Annotated in this window: 11 protein-coding genes; 6 read left to right on the top strand and 5 right to left on the bottom strand. The window is 57.3% G+C overall.

Annotated features, from left to right (window positions below; genetic code table 11):
- Nucleotides 1-191: 191 nt before the first annotated feature.
- Nucleotides 192-1,466, bottom strand: a complete 1,275-nt coding sequence (locus tag WCO56_12280; GenBank protein ID MEI7730345.1) for a hypothetical protein — start codon at nt 1,464-1,466, stop codon at nt 192-194.
- A 250-nt stretch (nt 1,467-1,716) separates the two neighbouring features.
- A complete protein-coding gene (locus WCO56_12275) occupies nt 1,717-3,144 on the bottom strand; it encodes a sulfatase-like hydrolase/transferase (GenBank protein ID MEI7730344.1) in 1,428 nt (475 codons plus the stop codon).
- Nucleotides 3,145-3,434: 290 nt separating this feature from the next.
- On the opposite strand from WCO56_12275, the gene WCO56_12270 reads away from it, so the two are divergent.
- Both WCO56_12270 and WCO56_12265 read left to right on the top strand, forming a co-directional pair.
- Nucleotides 3,435-4,019 (top strand): hypothetical protein, encoded by a 585-nt coding sequence (locus WCO56_12270; protein ID MEI7730343.1) that lies wholly within the window; start codon nt 3,435-3,437, stop codon nt 4,017-4,019.
- A gap of 220 nt (nt 4,020-4,239) precedes the next feature.
- A complete protein-coding gene (locus tag WCO56_12265; GenBank protein MEI7730342.1) occupies nt 4,240-5,613 on the top strand; it encodes a 3-deoxy-7-phosphoheptulonate synthase class II in 1,374 nt (457 codons plus the stop codon).
- Between the two features lie 16 nt (nt 5,614-5,629).
- Here the strand turns inward: WCO56_12265 and WCO56_12260 are convergent, their stop codons facing one another.
- Nucleotides 5,630-7,156, bottom strand: coding sequence for a YifB family Mg chelatase-like AAA ATPase (locus WCO56_12260; protein ID MEI7730341.1), 1,527 nt, complete (start codon nt 7,154-7,156; stop codon nt 5,630-5,632).
- Between the two features lie 548 nt (nt 7,157-7,704).
- Here WCO56_12260 and pyrH point away from each other — a divergent pair.
- The 4 genes from pyrH (at nt 7,705) to WCO56_12240 (ending at nt 14,414) form a co-directional block, all read left to right on the top strand.
- Nucleotides 7,705-8,436 (top strand): UMP kinase, encoded by a 732-nt coding sequence (gene pyrH / locus WCO56_12255; GenBank protein MEI7730340.1) that lies wholly within the window; start codon nt 7,705-7,707, stop codon nt 8,434-8,436.
- Nucleotides 8,436-9,950 (top strand): glycosyl hydrolase family 28-related protein, encoded by a 1,515-nt coding sequence (locus WCO56_12250; protein MEI7730339.1) that lies wholly within the window; start codon nt 8,436-8,438, stop codon nt 9,948-9,950. Before pyrH ends, WCO56_12250 begins: the two co-directional genes overlap by 1 nt.
- A gap of 39 nt (nt 9,951-9,989) precedes the next feature.
- A complete protein-coding gene (gene uvrA / locus WCO56_12245; protein ID MEI7730338.1) occupies nt 9,990-13,016 on the top strand; it encodes an excinuclease ABC subunit UvrA in 3,027 nt (1,008 codons plus the stop codon).
- A 66-nt stretch (nt 13,017-13,082) separates the two neighbouring features.
- Nucleotides 13,083-14,414 carry a hypothetical protein gene (locus WCO56_12240; protein ID MEI7730337.1) on the top strand — a complete coding sequence of 444 codons (1,332 nt, stop codon included), beginning with the start codon at nt 13,083-13,085 and terminating at the stop codon, nt 14,412-14,414.
- A 122-nt stretch (nt 14,415-14,536) separates the two neighbouring features.
- Here WCO56_12240 and WCO56_12235 read toward each other — a convergent pair whose 3' ends face one another.
- On the bottom strand, nt 14,537-15,457 hold the full coding sequence (locus WCO56_12235; protein ID MEI7730336.1) for a transporter: 921 nt from the start codon (nt 15,455-15,457) through the stop codon (nt 14,537-14,539).
- A 384-nt stretch (nt 15,458-15,841) separates the two neighbouring features.
- On the bottom strand, nt 15,842-16,408 hold the full coding sequence (locus WCO56_12230) for an HAD family hydrolase (protein ID MEI7730335.1): 567 nt from the start codon (nt 16,406-16,408) through the stop codon (nt 15,842-15,844).
- Nucleotides 16,409-16,430: the final 22 nt, after the last annotated feature.

Raw genomic sequence — 16,430 nt, 5'->3', positions numbered from 1 at the left:
AGGCACGGCGCTCGGGTCGCTTCCCAGCGGAGCCCTATCCTCCGGCCTGACCGGGGCATGATAAGGAAGAAATACTCCCGCTATCAATCGCTAATCCAAAATCAAAAACCGGCGGGCAGAATGGCTGGTTTTGAAGACACTTTTGCCAGTTACAGAGCATAAAGCCGGCTGGAGACTGGAGGCTGGAGGCGTCAATAGAAGTCGCGCACCGACACCACCACGTTGTCGAGACCCCAACTCTCATCAGGGCTACCAGACACGCTGCCGTTCCCCCAAAAGTTCAATTCCACCGAACTGGCGGAGTGCTCAAAGGTGTAGCTGAGATGGTAAACCGAATCCCCGTAAGCGGAAAGGATCTCCGTATAACCCAGAGTGCTCTTCTCAGTCGCACCCGTGCGAGACGCAAAGACATTTGCCGGGATGAGCCCGGGATAAGTTTGTCCTGGCCCGGCACTCTTTAAATTGCGGAACGTCGCGTTCAGCAGGGTCGGCCCGCCAGTCACGTTCACATTGAAGATGTCTGGCCCGCCGACGGGGCTGTTGCCGTCCCAGGATTGGATGCTGTAAAAATCAAAGGCGAGCGTGATCGTCGCGTGTGCTGGCAGGTTGGTCAGGTTCAGTTTCACCGTCTTCTTGGTGAAGCTTCCGAGAAAAATTCGCCCACTGGGCGTAACGTCCAAACTGGTGGTGGACCATTCCGGGCCGACCCCGCTTTCAAAATCGTTGCTATAAACCACCTGCGGTGGAAGTGGGAACGGGACTCGTGCGCGGTAGAAGCGGCGGTTACGACTCGCCGCCGTCGCATCGGTGAGGCTCAAGAGCTGGCCAGGTGTATTGGTGAGCGCTCCGATGCGCGTCCAGTTCACGAGATTCGAGGACGCTTCGATCCAATGCAACCCGCCGGAGGGGTTGACGAGCGACACAGTAAATGGTTGGTTCGTTGTCGCCGGGAACGCCTCGAGCGTGGGATTTCCGGCACTTCGGATTTCAAGGAACGCGAGCCGAGTGTTGAAGAAGCCATCGGCATTACTCACCGTAAGGACACTGTTTGTAACCTTGATGTTGATCGTCCCTTCGACCCAATAGTTAGAACCTTCGGGCGTGCCTTGAACAGCCAATGACCCTTGCACATCTAAACGATAGACGCCACTCAGTCGGGACACACTGCCGGCAACTACGTGTACCATGTAGGCACCGTTAGGAACGGCGATCTGCCATACGTTGTTGCTGTAGATCATGGCACATGTGGCATAACGAAAATCAACCGTGTTTGTCCCCGAGATGTCCTGCATGCCAGAAGTATTGTCCGCAAGCCAGCCGTATATAAAGCCATTGCCGCGGTCCCCATAAAGCAGACCGGTATCCGCCAGATACCCTGGTGACACTGTTGGGCCGTTGGTTTGAAAGTTGATGTTTACTGAGAAGCCTTGCGCGGCCCCAGCGGCCAACGTCAACAAACAGGCCACAACGAGGATTCCAGCAATACTCCTATTGCCGAAGAAATTGCACTCACTTGTCGCGTTGCGGAAGAACTTGTCGCGTTGCGGAAGAACTTGTCGCGTTGCGGAAGAGGAGCATTGCTTTTCCCGGCTTAAGTTTTCTTCATTGCATGCGCTCATGGGTGAAAGCATACGCGCACGCCGATACGGGTCAAGCGCATAAAGCAGGCTGGAGACTGGATGGCGCGTCCTTAATTGTCTTAATGGCTGATATGCTTTAATCCGTCTTCGGATTGGCCTTCTTCCCCTTTTTTCCACCCTTCGCCGCATTGCGACCGCCCAAGCCGGGGAACGCAGGCGGGACCAACTCACTGTTCCAAGCATCCAGGGTGGTCCCCAAGCGTTTCCCAGCTTCGACCTGAGTTTCCGCCAGATCGTTGCTTTCACTGAGATCAGCCATGACGTCGTACAGTTCATCCTTCTGGTCTTTGCGGCGCACCAGTTTGGATTGTGCTTCGCGCAGCGCCAATTGCGGGCCGCTGCGCCATAATAACCGTTCGTGCGGCGCTCCCGGCTTTTCACCGGTCAGGAAGGGCAGCAAGTTCACGCTGTCATACTTCTTATCCGTTGGCATGGGCATTCCCGCACAGGCCAGCGCGGTGGCAAAGACATCCAATGAAATAACCGGTTGGTCATAGGTCTTGCCTGCGGCAAGCTTGCCGGGCCAACTCACCACAAAGGGAACCCTTACGCCGCCTTCGTACACCGATCCTTTGCCGGCGCGCAGTGGGGTATTGAGTGAACCATTGGCGCCAATGGCGCCAACGGGGCCGCCATTGTCGCTAAAGAAAAACACCAGCGTGCGCCGTTCCTGCGCGGTGTCGCGCAGCGCGCCAAGCGTTTCGCCAATGGCATCATCCATCAGGCTTACCTGGGCTGCGTACGCGCGCCGTTTGGGATCGGCAATGGAGGCAAATTTGGCGAGCCGCTCCGGGGTGGGTTCATGGGGGGTATGCGGGGCATTGAACGCAAGATAAAGGAACCATAAATCGGACTTATGCCGGCGGATGAACGCATCGGCTTCATGACCAAACTCGATGGTGAGATGATTCGTGACCTCCACCGGTTGACCGTTGCGCTCGATGGGTACCTGATATTCCACGGCGACATTGGGCGTCCAATTCTGGTACTTATGTCCGCCACCGATGAAACCAAACGTTTCCGAAAAACCACGATTCAGCGGACGGAATTCCGGCGTGGCGCCCAAATGCCATTTGCCAATCCAGCCCGTTACATATCCCGCCTCTCGCAGGTGGGCGGGCAGCAGCTTTTCCGAGGTGGGCAAACCTTCACGGTGATCGTTGGGATCGTAAAACGGATTATTCTCATGCCCAAAGCGCTGCTGGTAGCGTCCCGTCATGAGCCCGGCGCGCGTTGGGCTGCAGAACGGATGGGAGACATAGCCACTGGTGCAATGAATGCCCTCGCGCGCCAGGCGGTCCAAATGCGGGGTAGGGATGTCCTGGCAGCCTTGGAACCCAACATCGGCATAGCCGTGATCATCCGAGACGATGAGCAGGACGTTGGGTTTACTGGGATTGTTTTCGGCGATTACCGCCGTGGCCAGACTCCAAAGTGCCACTATGGGTGTGATAAAGTAGAACAGGCTGAATATACGATTACCGGTATTAATCTTTTCACGCATAAATATTGGTCGAACTGTGTTTTAGACACCGCAGCCCTGCCGACGGATTGGCCGCGAAGCGGTTTGGTAGCATTGCTTTTTTTCGCTGCGCATTGTTGAGGAATACTAAATCCAGCTCCTGAAGCAGGCAAGCCCGGTTTTTACTTGATCGTTTTATGGGAGATCCAGGGAGCGAAACAAAAAGCTGGTAGCACCCCCAAAAATTCGCTTTGCTCAGATCATACGGCGCACCCAATGGCTTGGATGAGCCCAAATGGCGGATCGCGCCGCAAACGCAAACTGATGACGATATGACTGAGCCAAACACAATGAACGGCATGGCGTGGCCACCCGCTGACCTCGTCCCTTCGCTCCGCAGTGTGGTCGAAGCCAATGGCTTGAACCAGCAAACCTTGTCGGTGGCGCTGGAGACGGATGGTCGCGGAAACATCCGGGTTAGCGACCGGCATTCGGTACCGGTGTCCGACGGCAAAAAAATGACGGTCTGGCTGGTGCCTTCTTTGCGGGAATTATTCCGGGGCAACCAGAAGCCACCCGTTGACCTCAAGTATTACCCGAAGGAGGTGGTGCTGCACTTGTATTTTATTGAAAAGCATTTTATGACCCTCTGCAAAGCCAAAGGGGACCGGACAGATCAGGAGATACAAGAAATCTACGCAACGCTCCGTCGCCGACCCGATGGGAGAAGTCTGGGTGCCGCGCATGATTTCCTCTGGCAGGTCGCCGCACTATGGCTGGGCAGCAACGTGATCAGCGCGGAGGAGTATGAGGCGTTTTTGGGCTTGTTGGAACGGTCGGTGGGGAAATGGGCCATCCGCCCGGTATCGCGCAACTACGCCACCTATCTATTTGAGACCTTTGGTAAAACCCGGTAATTCTTCAGATACATCCATAAGCGCTATGGCACCCTGAGTGGCAACCCGCTTGGCCAGCCTGGTGGCAGGGATGTGCTGGCTTGAGCGGACACACTCCGAGCGTCCGTAGTACACCGAAAGTAACTGTTCCCCGTACTTGTGGGCGAGCGGGGCCATGGGGCGGAGAATACCCGGGCTTTACATTTTGGCCAACGCGCCCCAAATTACCCCCCAGATGGATATGTCAAAGCAGACACCCAATAGTGCCATGGGCGGCCCGTGGTCACCGGCGTCGTGGCAACAAAAAGTTGCCGCGCAACAACCGGTTTACCCCAACCAACCGGCCCTGCAGGAGGTACTGGGCCAACTGGCGCGCCTGCCGCCGCTGGTGAGCAGTTGGGAAGTCGAGAATTTAAAGCAACAACTGGCGGCGGCCACGCGCGGGGAATGCTTCCTGCTGCAAGGCGGCGACTGCTCGGAAACGTTTGCGGATTGCGAATCCGGCAGCATTGTCAAGAAGCTGAAAATCCTGCTGCAGATGAGCCTGGTGTTGATGCAGGGCGCGAAAAAACGAGTGGTCCGCGTTGGCCGGTTCGCCGGTCAATACGCCAAACCCCGCTCCTCCGACATGGAGACCAAAGACGGCGTGACCCTGCCGAGTTTTCGCGGAGACTTGGTGAACCGCCCCGGCTTCACCTTGGAAGACCGCCAACCCAACCCGGAATTGTTGCTCCGCGCCTATGAGCGATCAGGGTTGACCATCAACTTCATCCGCGCTTTGGTGGACGGCGGTTTTGCCGACCTGCATCATCCGGAATATTGGGATTTGGGATTTGTTTCACGTTCACCACAGGCGAGCGAATACATGAAGATGATGGAGTCCTTGTGCGAGTCCTTGCGGTTCATGGAAACGCTCATGGGCGGTCAGATATCGGACATCAGCCGGATGGATTTTTTCACCAGCCATGAGGCGCTGGTGCTCCACTATGAACAGGCGCAAACGCGCATTCCGCCACGGCGTGCAGGGTGGTATAACCTGGCGACGCATTTTCCGTGGATTGGCGAACGCACGCGGGATCTTCAGGGGGCGCACATTGAATATTTCCGAGGCTTGGAAAATCCCATCGGCGTCAAGTTGGGACCGAGCGTGACGCCGAACGACGCGGTGCGGCTGTCCGAGGTGTTGAACCCGCGCAACGAGGCGGGGCACCTGACGTTCATCCACCGGTTCGGCGCCGCCAACGCAGGCCGTTGCCTGCCGCCACTCGTGCGCGCCATCACCCACGCGGAGCGTCGGGTGCTCTGGTGCTGCGACCCGATGCATGGCAACACGGAAACCGTGCAGGGCGGGATCAAAACCCGGCGGTTCGAGAAGATTCTACTGGAACTGGAGACGTCGTTCAACGTCCTCCGGGACGAGGGGGCGCACCTCGGCGGCGTGCATATCGAACTCACCGGGGAGAACGTGACGGAATGCCTGGGCGGCGCCAGCGGCATCACGGAATCCGACCTCACGCGGGATTACCGGTCGCCGGTGGACCCGCGCCTGAACTATGAGCAGGCGATGGAGATGGCTTTCCTGCTAGCCCGGCTGATGGCGCAGAACCGAAAGTAATCCCTTTACTTTCGCATCAGCCCCATAACTGGCGGTCGAGCGACCGGAAGCCGACCGCCTCGGAGATGTGCCCGATGGAAAGGCGGTCCGCGCCCTCCAGGTCGGCAATGGTGCGGGCGACTTTGAGGATGCGGTCGTACGCCCGGGCGCTAAGGTTTTTGTCGGACATGGCCATTTTCAGCAAATCCAGGGTCGGCTCATCCAATTCGCACCATTGCTTCAATTCCCGTGGGCCCATGCGGGCATTGCAATTCACCTGTTTGCGCCCCTTGAACCGCTCGAGTTGCCGCCGGCGGGCGGCCAGCACGCGGCCCCGGATTTGCGCGGAGGTTTCGCTGGCGCGCTCGGAAGTGATTTCGCGGAATTTCACCGAGGGCACTTCGACATGCAGGTCAATGCGGTCCAGCAACGGCCCGGAAATGCGGCCCAGGTAATTTTGAATCTCGCGCTGGGTGTTTTTGGATTCATGCGGCATCTTGCCGTCCGGCGTGGGATTCATGGCCGCCACCAGCATGAACTGCGAGGGGAACGTCATGGTGCCGGCGGCGCGGGAAATGGTGACTTTGCCATCCTCCAACGGCTGGCGCATAGTCTCCAGTACGCTGCGTTTGAACTCGGGCAGTTCATCGAGAAACAGCACACCATTATGCGCCAGGGAAATTTCACCGGGGGTGGGATTGATATTACCGCCCAGCAGCCCGGCGTCGCTGGCGGTATGATGCGGGCTGCGATAGGGACGCCGGGTCACCAGCGCCTGGCCGGGGGACAACAACCCGACGATGCTGTGAATTTTGGTGGTTTCCAGGGCTTCATCCAGTGTCAGCGGCGGCAAAATCGTGGGCAGCCGTTTGGCCAGCATGGATTTTCCAGTGCCGGGCGGGCCGACCAGCAGAACATTGTGCATTCCGGCGGCGGCGATTTCCAAGGCGCGCTTCACCGATTCCTGTCCCTTCACCTCGGCAAAATCCAATTCGTCCTCCGGCGCCTGATCAAACAGGCTGCCCAAATCAACGGTGGTGGGACTGAGTTTGACCTCGCCTTCCAGAAACGCGACGGCCTCGCGCAAATTGCGCACCGGAATCACCAGTAATCCCTGGACGACCGCCGCCTCCGCCGCATTCTCCGGCGGCACCAACAGCCCCGCCTTGCCTTCCGAACGGGCCCGGAGGGCAATCGGCAACACACCCTTGACGGGCCGCACTGCCCCAGTCAACGCCAACTCACCCACCATGGCAAAATTGTCCAGTTGGTCCGTTTGCAGTTGATCGCTGGCGGCCAAAATGCCCACCGCGATGGGCAGATCAAAACTGGGCCCTTCCTTTTTAACATCCGCCGGAGCGAGGTTGATGGTCACCCGGCCCAGCGGATATTTGAAGCCGGCATTACCAATCGCCGTATTCACCCGATCACGGGATTCGCGCACTGCCGCATCGGGCAGCCCGACAATCACCGTCATCGTGTCACCATGGCCTTCGTTGACCTCAACCTCAACCGGGTAGGCCTCAATGCCATTGACCGCCGCTGAACAAACCCTGGCTAACATGGGTGTGATTGTGCAAAAAAATTCGTGCCGGTCAAGCGCGGGACCGCAAGCGTGTTCCAAAATTCCAAAAAAACGGGTCTGGCGGTGAATATTTTTATACGTTCCATGGGTATTTTGCGGGAATGCTTACACAATGCATTAACTAACATATTGATAATGAATGTGTTACAAAGTAGGACTTAGATTACATAGAAATAAGCATAAATTGCATTATTTAATTGAACAAATGAACCGGTTCTGGTAATTATTTTTTCGAACGCTAACTGCTGATTCTCATCGGCAGTTGACGAGGAGTCTGCGCAAACGCAGAAAAAGGGGGCGTTTGGTTGTTTGGGTTGCAGCGGATGCAGCAATGTGTCCGCTGCTCTCTTTCTTGCAGAGGTCGAGTGTATCCTACGAATGCATGAAGCGTTACCGCCCCACCGCACACCGCTTAATTTTGATTATGAGCCCCCATGCACCTGCTTGATACTAGTTTGCCATTTGAATTTCGCTGCGCGTTTGGCATTTGACGAACGGCGCGCTGGTTGGTACAACTGAACCCGTTCATGAAACGTGCAACAAAAATTCAACCTAAGTATCGCCGCATTCTGCTGAAACTCTCTGGTGAAGCCATGGGCGATGAACACGGTGCCGGCTTTAACCCGGTCCGCATCCATGAATTTGCGCAACAGATCAAGGCGGTGCGTGACATGGGCGTCCAGATGGTCGTCGTCATCGGGGGCGGCAATATTTTTCGCGGTTTGCAAGGGAGCGAGCGGGGCATTGATCGCACCACCGGGGATTACATGGGGATGCTGGCGACCATCATCAACGCACTCGCATTACAGGATGGCTTGGAAAAAATCGGCGTGCCCACCCGTGTGCAAAGCGCCATCACTGTTTCCCAAGTTGCCGAATCCTTCATCCGCCGCCGTGCCGTACGGCATTTGGAAAAAGGGCGCGTGGTTATTTTTGGCGGCGGCACCGGCAACCCGTATTTCTCTACCGATACCGCCGCGGCGCTGCGCGCCAATGAAATTGGCGCCGAGGTGATTCTGAAGGCCACCAAAGTGGATGGCATCTATGACAGTGACCCGAAGAAAAATCCCACCGCCAAGCGGTTCGAGCACATCACCTATCTGGATGCCTTGCAACGGCAATTGAAGGTGATGGATTCCACGGCCTTTTCCCTCTGCATGGATAATCACATGCCCATCATTGTCTTTGATCTCTTCAAGTCCGGCAACCTCAAGCGGGTGGTGGCGGGCGAGAAGGTTGGCACACTGGTAACAAGCTGATGATAATCCGAAACTGGCACGCGGCTCTGGTTTGCGCTTTGCTCCTGCCAGGCGTCAGCGCGCCTGCCGCCGTTTCTGAACTTTGGGGTGACAAGGGTGAAAAGTGGTCGCCGACCAGCCGATTGCCGGATTTCTCGTATGCCGGATACCATTGCGGCGAAGCGCCGATCCCAACCATCCCGCCAGGCGTCAGCATAAAAAGCTTCGGCGCCAAAGGCGACGGAATTCAGGATGACACGCAGGCCTTTTTGAATGCCATTGCGAAGGTGGAAAGCGGGGCGATTGAAATTCCCGCTGGCCGCTACAAAATCACGCAGATCATCGAGATCCGGAAGCCCAACCTGGTACTGCGGGGGGCGGACCCAAAAAATACGGTACTGTTTTGTCCCATCCCGCTGGAGAAAATCAAACCCAACATGGGGATGAACACTGGAGGGCGTCCGACTTCAAACTACTCGTGGTCCGGCGGTTTTCTGTCCTTGCGGGGCGATCCGCGCAGCAAAATGCTGGCGACCGTCACCGCCGAAGCCAGGCGGGGCGACACACTGATTCAGGTTTCCAGCACGGCAGGGTTCACGAATGGCCAATGGGTGATGATCGCCGAGCGGGATACGCCGGACAATTCCCTGGCCACCCACCTGTATTCCAACGATCCCGGCAATCTCAGCAAAATCAAGGGGAACACGCGGGCGGCGCTGGTGACGCGGATCAAAGGAATCAAGGGTGGCGCGCTGCAATTGGAACGACCGCTGCGGGCGGATCTGAAGGCCATCTGGAAACCGGAAGTGCTCAGTTTCATCCCTACCGTTTCCGAGTGTGGCATTGAGAATCTATGTTTTGAGTTTCCGGTAACGGATTATCTGGGGCATTTCACCGAACTGGGGTATAATCCCATCTCTCTGGGCGGCGTCATCAACTGTTGGGTGCGGAACATCCGGATTGTCAACGCGGATAGCGGCCTGTTCATCAGTGGCCGATTTAACACGGTGGATGGCGTGGTCTATGAATCCCATCGCAAGGCGGATCGCGCTGGTTACGTGGGGCATCACGGTATTTATTTGGGCGACGGGGACAATCTGTTCACCCATTTTGATTACCGCCAGAAATTCATCCATGATATCAGTGTCAGTCATGGTGCCGGCAATGTGTGTTCCTGCGGCCAAGGGGTGGACCTTTGTTTTGATCATCACAAACGCGCGCCCTACGAGAATCTGTTTACGGATATTGACGTGGGGGCGGGAACCCGCCCTTGGATGTGCGGTGGCGGGGCCGATTTGGGCAAACACTCCGGGGCTCGTGAGACCTTCTGGAACCTGCGGGCAAAAAAAGCGCTGGTCTATCCGCCGAGTGTGTTTGGCCCGCCTTCGATGAACCTGGTGGGCGTGCAATCGGACCAGCCTTCAGTCACCGATAAAGCCGGGAAGTGGCACGAGAACATCCAGCCGGCTCAGCTTCAGCCGAAGAATTTGTATGAAGCACAACTGGCACGACGGCGGGGAACTCTCAATCCCTGAAAGTTTGACAAGGGAGCGACAGGCCATACATTCCATCCCATGGCGAAGACATCTGCTGGAGCCGTCATCCGACTGCGTGGCGTCCGGCAAAATAATCTCAAGCATTTCGATCTCGATCTGCCGACGGGCCGGCTCATTGTGGTGACCGGCCTGAGCGGATCGGGCAAGAGTTCGCTTGCCTTTGATACGCTGTTTGCCGAGGGGCAGCGCCGTTACATCGAGACGTTTTCGCCCTATGCGCGCCAGTTTTTTGACCGAATGGATAAGCCGGCGGTGGATAGCATCGAGGGCATCCCCCCCGCCATTGCCATCGCGCAACGCAACACGGTGCGCACCACGCGCTCGACGGTTGGCACCATGACCGAGATTTGCGATTACCTTAAATTACTCTGGCCGCAGGTGGCCCGGTTGCACTGCCATCAATGCGGAGAACTCGTGCGCAAAGAAGCTCCTCAACAAATCTGGAAAACCGTTTCGGCCAGCGCGCTGGGCCAGGAAGCGCTGATTACCTTTACCCTGCCGCTCGCGGAAAAGTTGTCTTTGGAGGATTCGCTGGCGCTAATCAGTAAGCAGGGGTATCAGCGTTTGTTGCACGCGGGGCGGACCATCCGGCTGGAGGAGGCCGCCACCCATCTGGCCGGGCAGAAGCCTGGGGTTTTGACGGTTATTCAGGATCGTCTGCGGTTGTCGGCCGGTAATCGCGCGCGGTTGGTTGAGGCGTGCGAACAGGCGTATCATTTTGGCAAAGGCAAGCTGACGGTACATATTCTGGCATCTGCTGGTGCGGCTGCGGACATGGTGGAAACGGCGCGCGGGTGGTCGTTCTCGCGGCATTTGCACTGTGCGGCCTGTGATATTGAGTATCGCGATCCTTCTCCGGCGCTGTTCAGCTTTAATCATCCCCTTGGCGCTTGTCCGGCCTGCAAAGGTTTTGGACGCCTGATCACGGTGGATTATAATTTGGCAATCCCGGATCGCACCAAGACACTGGCGGGCGGAGTCATCAAGCCATGGCAAAGCGGCATGAGTGCGGAGTGTCAGGAGGATTTGATGGATTTTTGCCGCAAACGAGGCGCGCCCGTGAATGTGCCGTTTTGTGACTTGGAGCCGCACTGGCAGGATTGGGTAATTAGTGGCGATCCCGGTTATGGAAAAGATCGCGACCATGAGTGGCCCAACGCCTGGTATGGGGTGAAGGGCTACTTTCGCTGGCTGGAATCCAAAACCTATAAGATGCATGTGCGAGTGCTGCTCTCCCGTTACCGGGTTTATACCACGTGCCCGGAATGCCGGGGCGCGCGTCTTAAACCCGAGGCGCTCTGGTACCGGCTGCCCATGATTATGCCGGGTAACGGCCGGGATAACGGGTTGGTTGCGAAGGGGACTGAGGCGGGCCTTACGCTTTCGGATTTTTATCGTCTGCCATTGCGAGACGCGTTGCAGGTGATGGAACAGTTGATCGCCCGGCATCCATTGGAAAAGCGCGACCCGTTGCAATTGGTGCTGGAGGAAGTTCGTGCCCGGATTGGCTATCTGGTGGATGTGGGGCTGGGCTACCTTACCCTGGACCGGCCCACCCGTACTCTGTCCGGTGGGGAAACCGAGCGGGTGAACCTGACCACCTGTCTCGGCACGCGCTTGGTGAACACCCTGTTTGTGCTGGATGAACCCAGCGTGGGGTTGCACCCGCGCGATACGGGGCGCTTGGTGCGTTTGCTCGAACGGTTGCGCGATACGGGTAACACCGTGGTGGTGGTCGAGCATGAAGCCAGCGTCATGCGCGCGGCAGACCAGATTGTGGATCTGGGACCGGGGCACGGAGAAAGCGGCGGTGAAGTGGTTTTTCAGGGAACTTACGCGGCCATTCTGAAGTCCAACCGTTCGCTGACCGGACAATACCTGGCGGGGAAAAAGCAAATCCCGGTACCGACACGGCGTCCGGTGGATGCCGCCACCCCGCACTTGTCCATTCAGCGGGCCACGTGCCACAACTTGCGGGATCTGGCGGTGGATATTCCCTTAAGCCGATTCGTGGTCATCACGGGGGTCAGTGGTTCGGGCAAAACCACATTGGTCCGCGAAGTGCTTTTGCCACGCTTGCTGGACATGTTACGACCGGAAGACGCGGGGGCGGTGGCATCGCCCGCGCCCGGCGGCGAGGAATCGCAGGAGGATACCCAAGAGGGTGGTGAAGCCGCCGGGCTGGCCCGGATTTCCGGCGGTGAACATTTGGGCCGCGCCGTGTTGGTGGACCAATCGCCGTTGGGCCGCACGCCGCGCTCGAATCCAGCCGTGTACATCGGCGCCTTTGATGATTTGCGCGAGTTGTTTGCACAAACGGACGCCGCCCGTCAACGCGGCATGGGAGCCAGCGCATTCAGCTTCAACTCGGAACAAGGACAATGCGCGCGCTGCCGTGGCGCGGGTTTCGAGAAAATCGAAATGCAGTTTCTGAGCGATGTGTTCATCCGCTGTCCGGATTGCCAGGGGCGGCGGTACCGGCCGCATGTGTTGGACGTAAAAATTCCCGCGCCCGGCGGTAAAACCTGGAGCATCGGTGATTTACTGGAGGCAACGGTGGATGAAACGGTGGTCTTCCTGAGTGGCTTTGCGGAATCCAAACCTGCCCGGCGCGCCCTGACGGCGTTGGAGTATTTGCGCGAAGTGGGATTGGGTTATCTGCGCTTGGGCCAGCCCATCAACACGCTGTCGGGCGGAGAAAGCCAGCGGCTCAAACTGGTCAGTTATCTGGCGGAGTTCGCCCGCGCGGAAACGCGGGCAGCCAAACCCACCCTGTTCCTCTTCGATGAACCGACCACCGGTCTGCATTTTGAGGATGTGCGGGTGTTGCTGCAGGTGTTCCAAAAGCTGGTGGATGGCGGTCACTCGCTCGTGGTCATCGAGCATCACCTGGAAGTCATGAAATCTGCGGATTGGTTGATTGACCTGGGGCCGGAAGCGGGTGATGAAGGAGGCCGACTGGTCGCCTGCGGCACGCCAGAAACGGTGATGGGTTGCGCGGCCAGTCACACCGGCCAGGCGTTGCGGGAAATGATGAATGATTGACCCACTTCAACCTCGCGACTTAAACCTTGTAACCAACCGCCGGCGATAAGCGTCTCAAATTGAACCATGACCAATCAAATCGCGTTTCGGCTTGGCCGGTATCTGCTAAGCGCCAGCACCATGGCATTCGTCTGCCTCAGCCTTAATTCAAACCTGCGGGGGGCTGACAACCAGGAGGCCATTGACTGGAATCGCGCCCGAGACCTTTACCAAAAATCGCAACAAGGCGAGAAACTTTCCGACGCAGATCAGAATTATCTGGACCGCGCCAAGGCAGAGCGGGCAAAGCGGGATCCGAACCAGCCGGGCGAACAGCGTCCGAACGCCATGCCCACGCCTGCCGAGATGCAGCGCGCGCGCGAATTGATGCAGAAACAAAACGGCGGCCAAACCCTGACCGAAGAGGAACAAGCCTACCTCAAGCAGATGCGCGAAAAGTATGGGCAGGGCAGGCAAGGACAGGGCCAAGGCAAGAGCGCTCCCGCCGCACCGCCACCACGCGAATCCACCGGCCTGATTCCGCTGGACCAGATGTCCGCCCAAGAGAAATACAAAGATCAGGATGGCGGGTTGTATGGGGGTGGCAAAAACCAGCCACCCGCCCTGCATTTGCAGGCGGCCATGGCTGAAGTGCAAAAAATCGTCCCTTTGGATGCCGAGGGCAAGCCCTCGCCCGAAGGCAAAATAGTCCTGCTCTCCATGGGCATGTCCAATACGACGATGGAATATTCCCGGTTCAAGCAAATGGCAGACGCAGATCCGGCGAAATCCCCCTTGCTGGTAGTGGTAGATGGCGCGCAAGGCGGCCAGGATGCCGAGCGATGGAATCATGACGATGCCAACGCTTGGACCGTAGCGGAACAGCGGATGAAAGCGGCGGGCGTCACGCCTAACCAAGTGCAGGTGGTGTGGCTCAAACAGGCTCGGATCGCCCCTGCCCGATACGGGGAATTTCCCAAACACGTCGAGGAGTTACAGGGGCAGGTCGCCGGGTCGCTGGAACTGGCCAAAAAGCGGTATCCCAATCTCCGTATTGCCTACCTGTCCAGCCGGATTTATGCGGGCAATGCCGCCACCGGGCTGAACCCCGAGCCATACGCTTATGAAGGGGCCTTTGCGATGCGCAACCTCATCCAAAGCCAGATCAAGAAGGATGCCGCCCTGAACTATAATCCAACCAAAGGCGCGGTCAAAGTGCCGTTGCTGCTTTGGGGCCCGTACCTTTGGACGGATGGCGTGACCCCACGCAAGAGCGATGGCTTGGTCTGGCTGCGCGAGGACTGCGGAAATGACGGCACCCACCCCAGCAACTCCGGCCGGGACAAAGTGGCCAAACTGCTGTTAAACTTCTGCTCGTCAGATCCAACCGCGAAACCCTGGTTTACCGGAAAAAAATAACGGGCTGACCGTTTTTTTAAACACAAAGGTCGAAAACGAAACCCCGTGGAAATGGAGTGTTTCCACGGGGTTTTGAATTGTACTAGGTTTTGGCGTTCTTTCGCAACGAGTCCCTATTCGGCTTAGAAATGATGGACGTAACGCAACACAAAACGCATTCCTTCAGGGCGGTTATCGGCCACTGGTTCAAAATACGCGTTGAGAAAGAGATGGTTGTTCTGGTTAAAGCTATAAATCGCTCCCGGACCCACGCCTAACACCCGCTCCCGGCGATCCGCGGTGTTGACGCCATACACATGGCTATCCGTGAACTGCTTTAAATAGTACAGGTTTGCTCCCGCCCGCAGATGCTTCTCGATGAGTTCATAATCCATGGCAAAGTTCAAATGAACCGCCTGCCCGGCTTGAAGCTTGGTGGCACCGGGGATGTTGGGATCCGTGGTGCTGTCATTCCACAGGTAATGCACCCGCGTGGAGACGGTGAACTTGGGCGTGACAAACAGCGTGCCCGACCAATACGGATTGAACGAAAAATAACCACTGCCCGGATTGATCGCGTAGTTTCGATCATATTTGCCCGTCGGCGTGATGCATTGCAGCTCGATCCGATGCATAAACAACGGGCCATTCTTGCCCATAATGGGATCCCATTGTATGAATGGACCCACCACCACGTCACCCAAGCCGGTGCCATTGGCGCGCAACGGGATGGGCGCGTCAAACGAGATGTGGGCGCTGACCACCGGCACAATCACGTCCATACCCCATTTGCCGTCCAAAAATACTTTTTGATCCGATTGATAGATGAACTGGCTCAGACTGACCCCGACATCCAGGTCGGCGCCCGGCAACCCCATGGATTTCCCGTGGGCATCATTGAGTTGATGCGAGGTGTAATACTGCCCGTATTCGGTAAAATAAAAACCCGGCCCGGCCGGCGGGCCGCCATCCAGGAAGCTGGTAACGCCAAGATTCACGGCGGGTAAATCATAAGCGTGAGTGACCAAGGCACCGCATAAGCTTGAAGCCAGAACAAGCGCCATGGCGGGGGCTGTGCTTTGTCTGCGAACAACTGATGTTTCCATGTTATATTTGATCGTTAAGGTTTACCGACAATTCCATCCCAACAAACACCCGGACAGCCGTCTGAAAACAACGGACCAAGCCATTGCCCGCAGCCGGACCATACCAGGGCGTAACGACCAAAGTTTTTCGCCAAAATGCCGGCTACTGTCAAGAATTAGGTACAATAAATTTGTGGGCCGGACATTGCCGTTCCGAATGGTGTAGAAGAATCGGATAAAAACACGTGCGACATAAGCCTTTGCCGCAACGCTATCACCAATTAAGTCTTGAAGTTTCTAAAGTATCACTTTAGGAAACTCAAAGTGCTTCATCCGGGAATTGATTGCAGATTGAGGGGGCAATCATCCATTTGCCACAATCCGCTCTGCGGCCGCCGTCAGATCATCCACCACCCAGGCATCGCGCAGTTGATCCGCCTGTTTTCGTTCCAGTTCCGCGCCGTAGCCGGTGCGGACGAGAATGCTGCGCCCCACGCCGGCGTTCCAACCGCATTCGAGGTCGAGCAGCTTGTCCCCGATCATGTAACATTGCGTCAGGTCAAGGCGATAGGTGTCCCGCGCATCCAGGAGAAATTGTGGGGAGGGTTTCCGTCCCCGGCTGGGCTGGTCGGGCGCTTCCGGCGCGACGTAGCAGCCGGTGAGGCACACACCTTCCGCCTTCAGCAGGGCTTCCAGGTGCGCTTGCACATGGGCGACGTCTTCCATGGTGAAGTAGCCGCGGCCCACGCCGGATTGGTTGGTGACGAGGATGAGCCGGAAACCGGCGTCCTGCAACCGTTTCAATGCGCGTGCCGCACCCGGCAGCAGTACAACCTGCTCCGGGGACTTCAGATAATGGCAGTCCTGGATGATCGTGCCGTCACGATCAAGGAAGATGGCCTTGGTGAGCGTTGTTGACCTTGAGTCCATGCGTATGACTTGACTGAATGTT

It is taken from the genome of Verrucomicrobiota bacterium (assembly GCA_037139415.1).
Lineage (GTDB): Bacteria > Verrucomicrobiota > Verrucomicrobiia > Limisphaerales > Fontisphaeraceae > JBAXGN01.
Note: the sequence above shows the minus strand (reverse complement) of the source record. Positions and strands in the feature narration are given on the sequence as shown.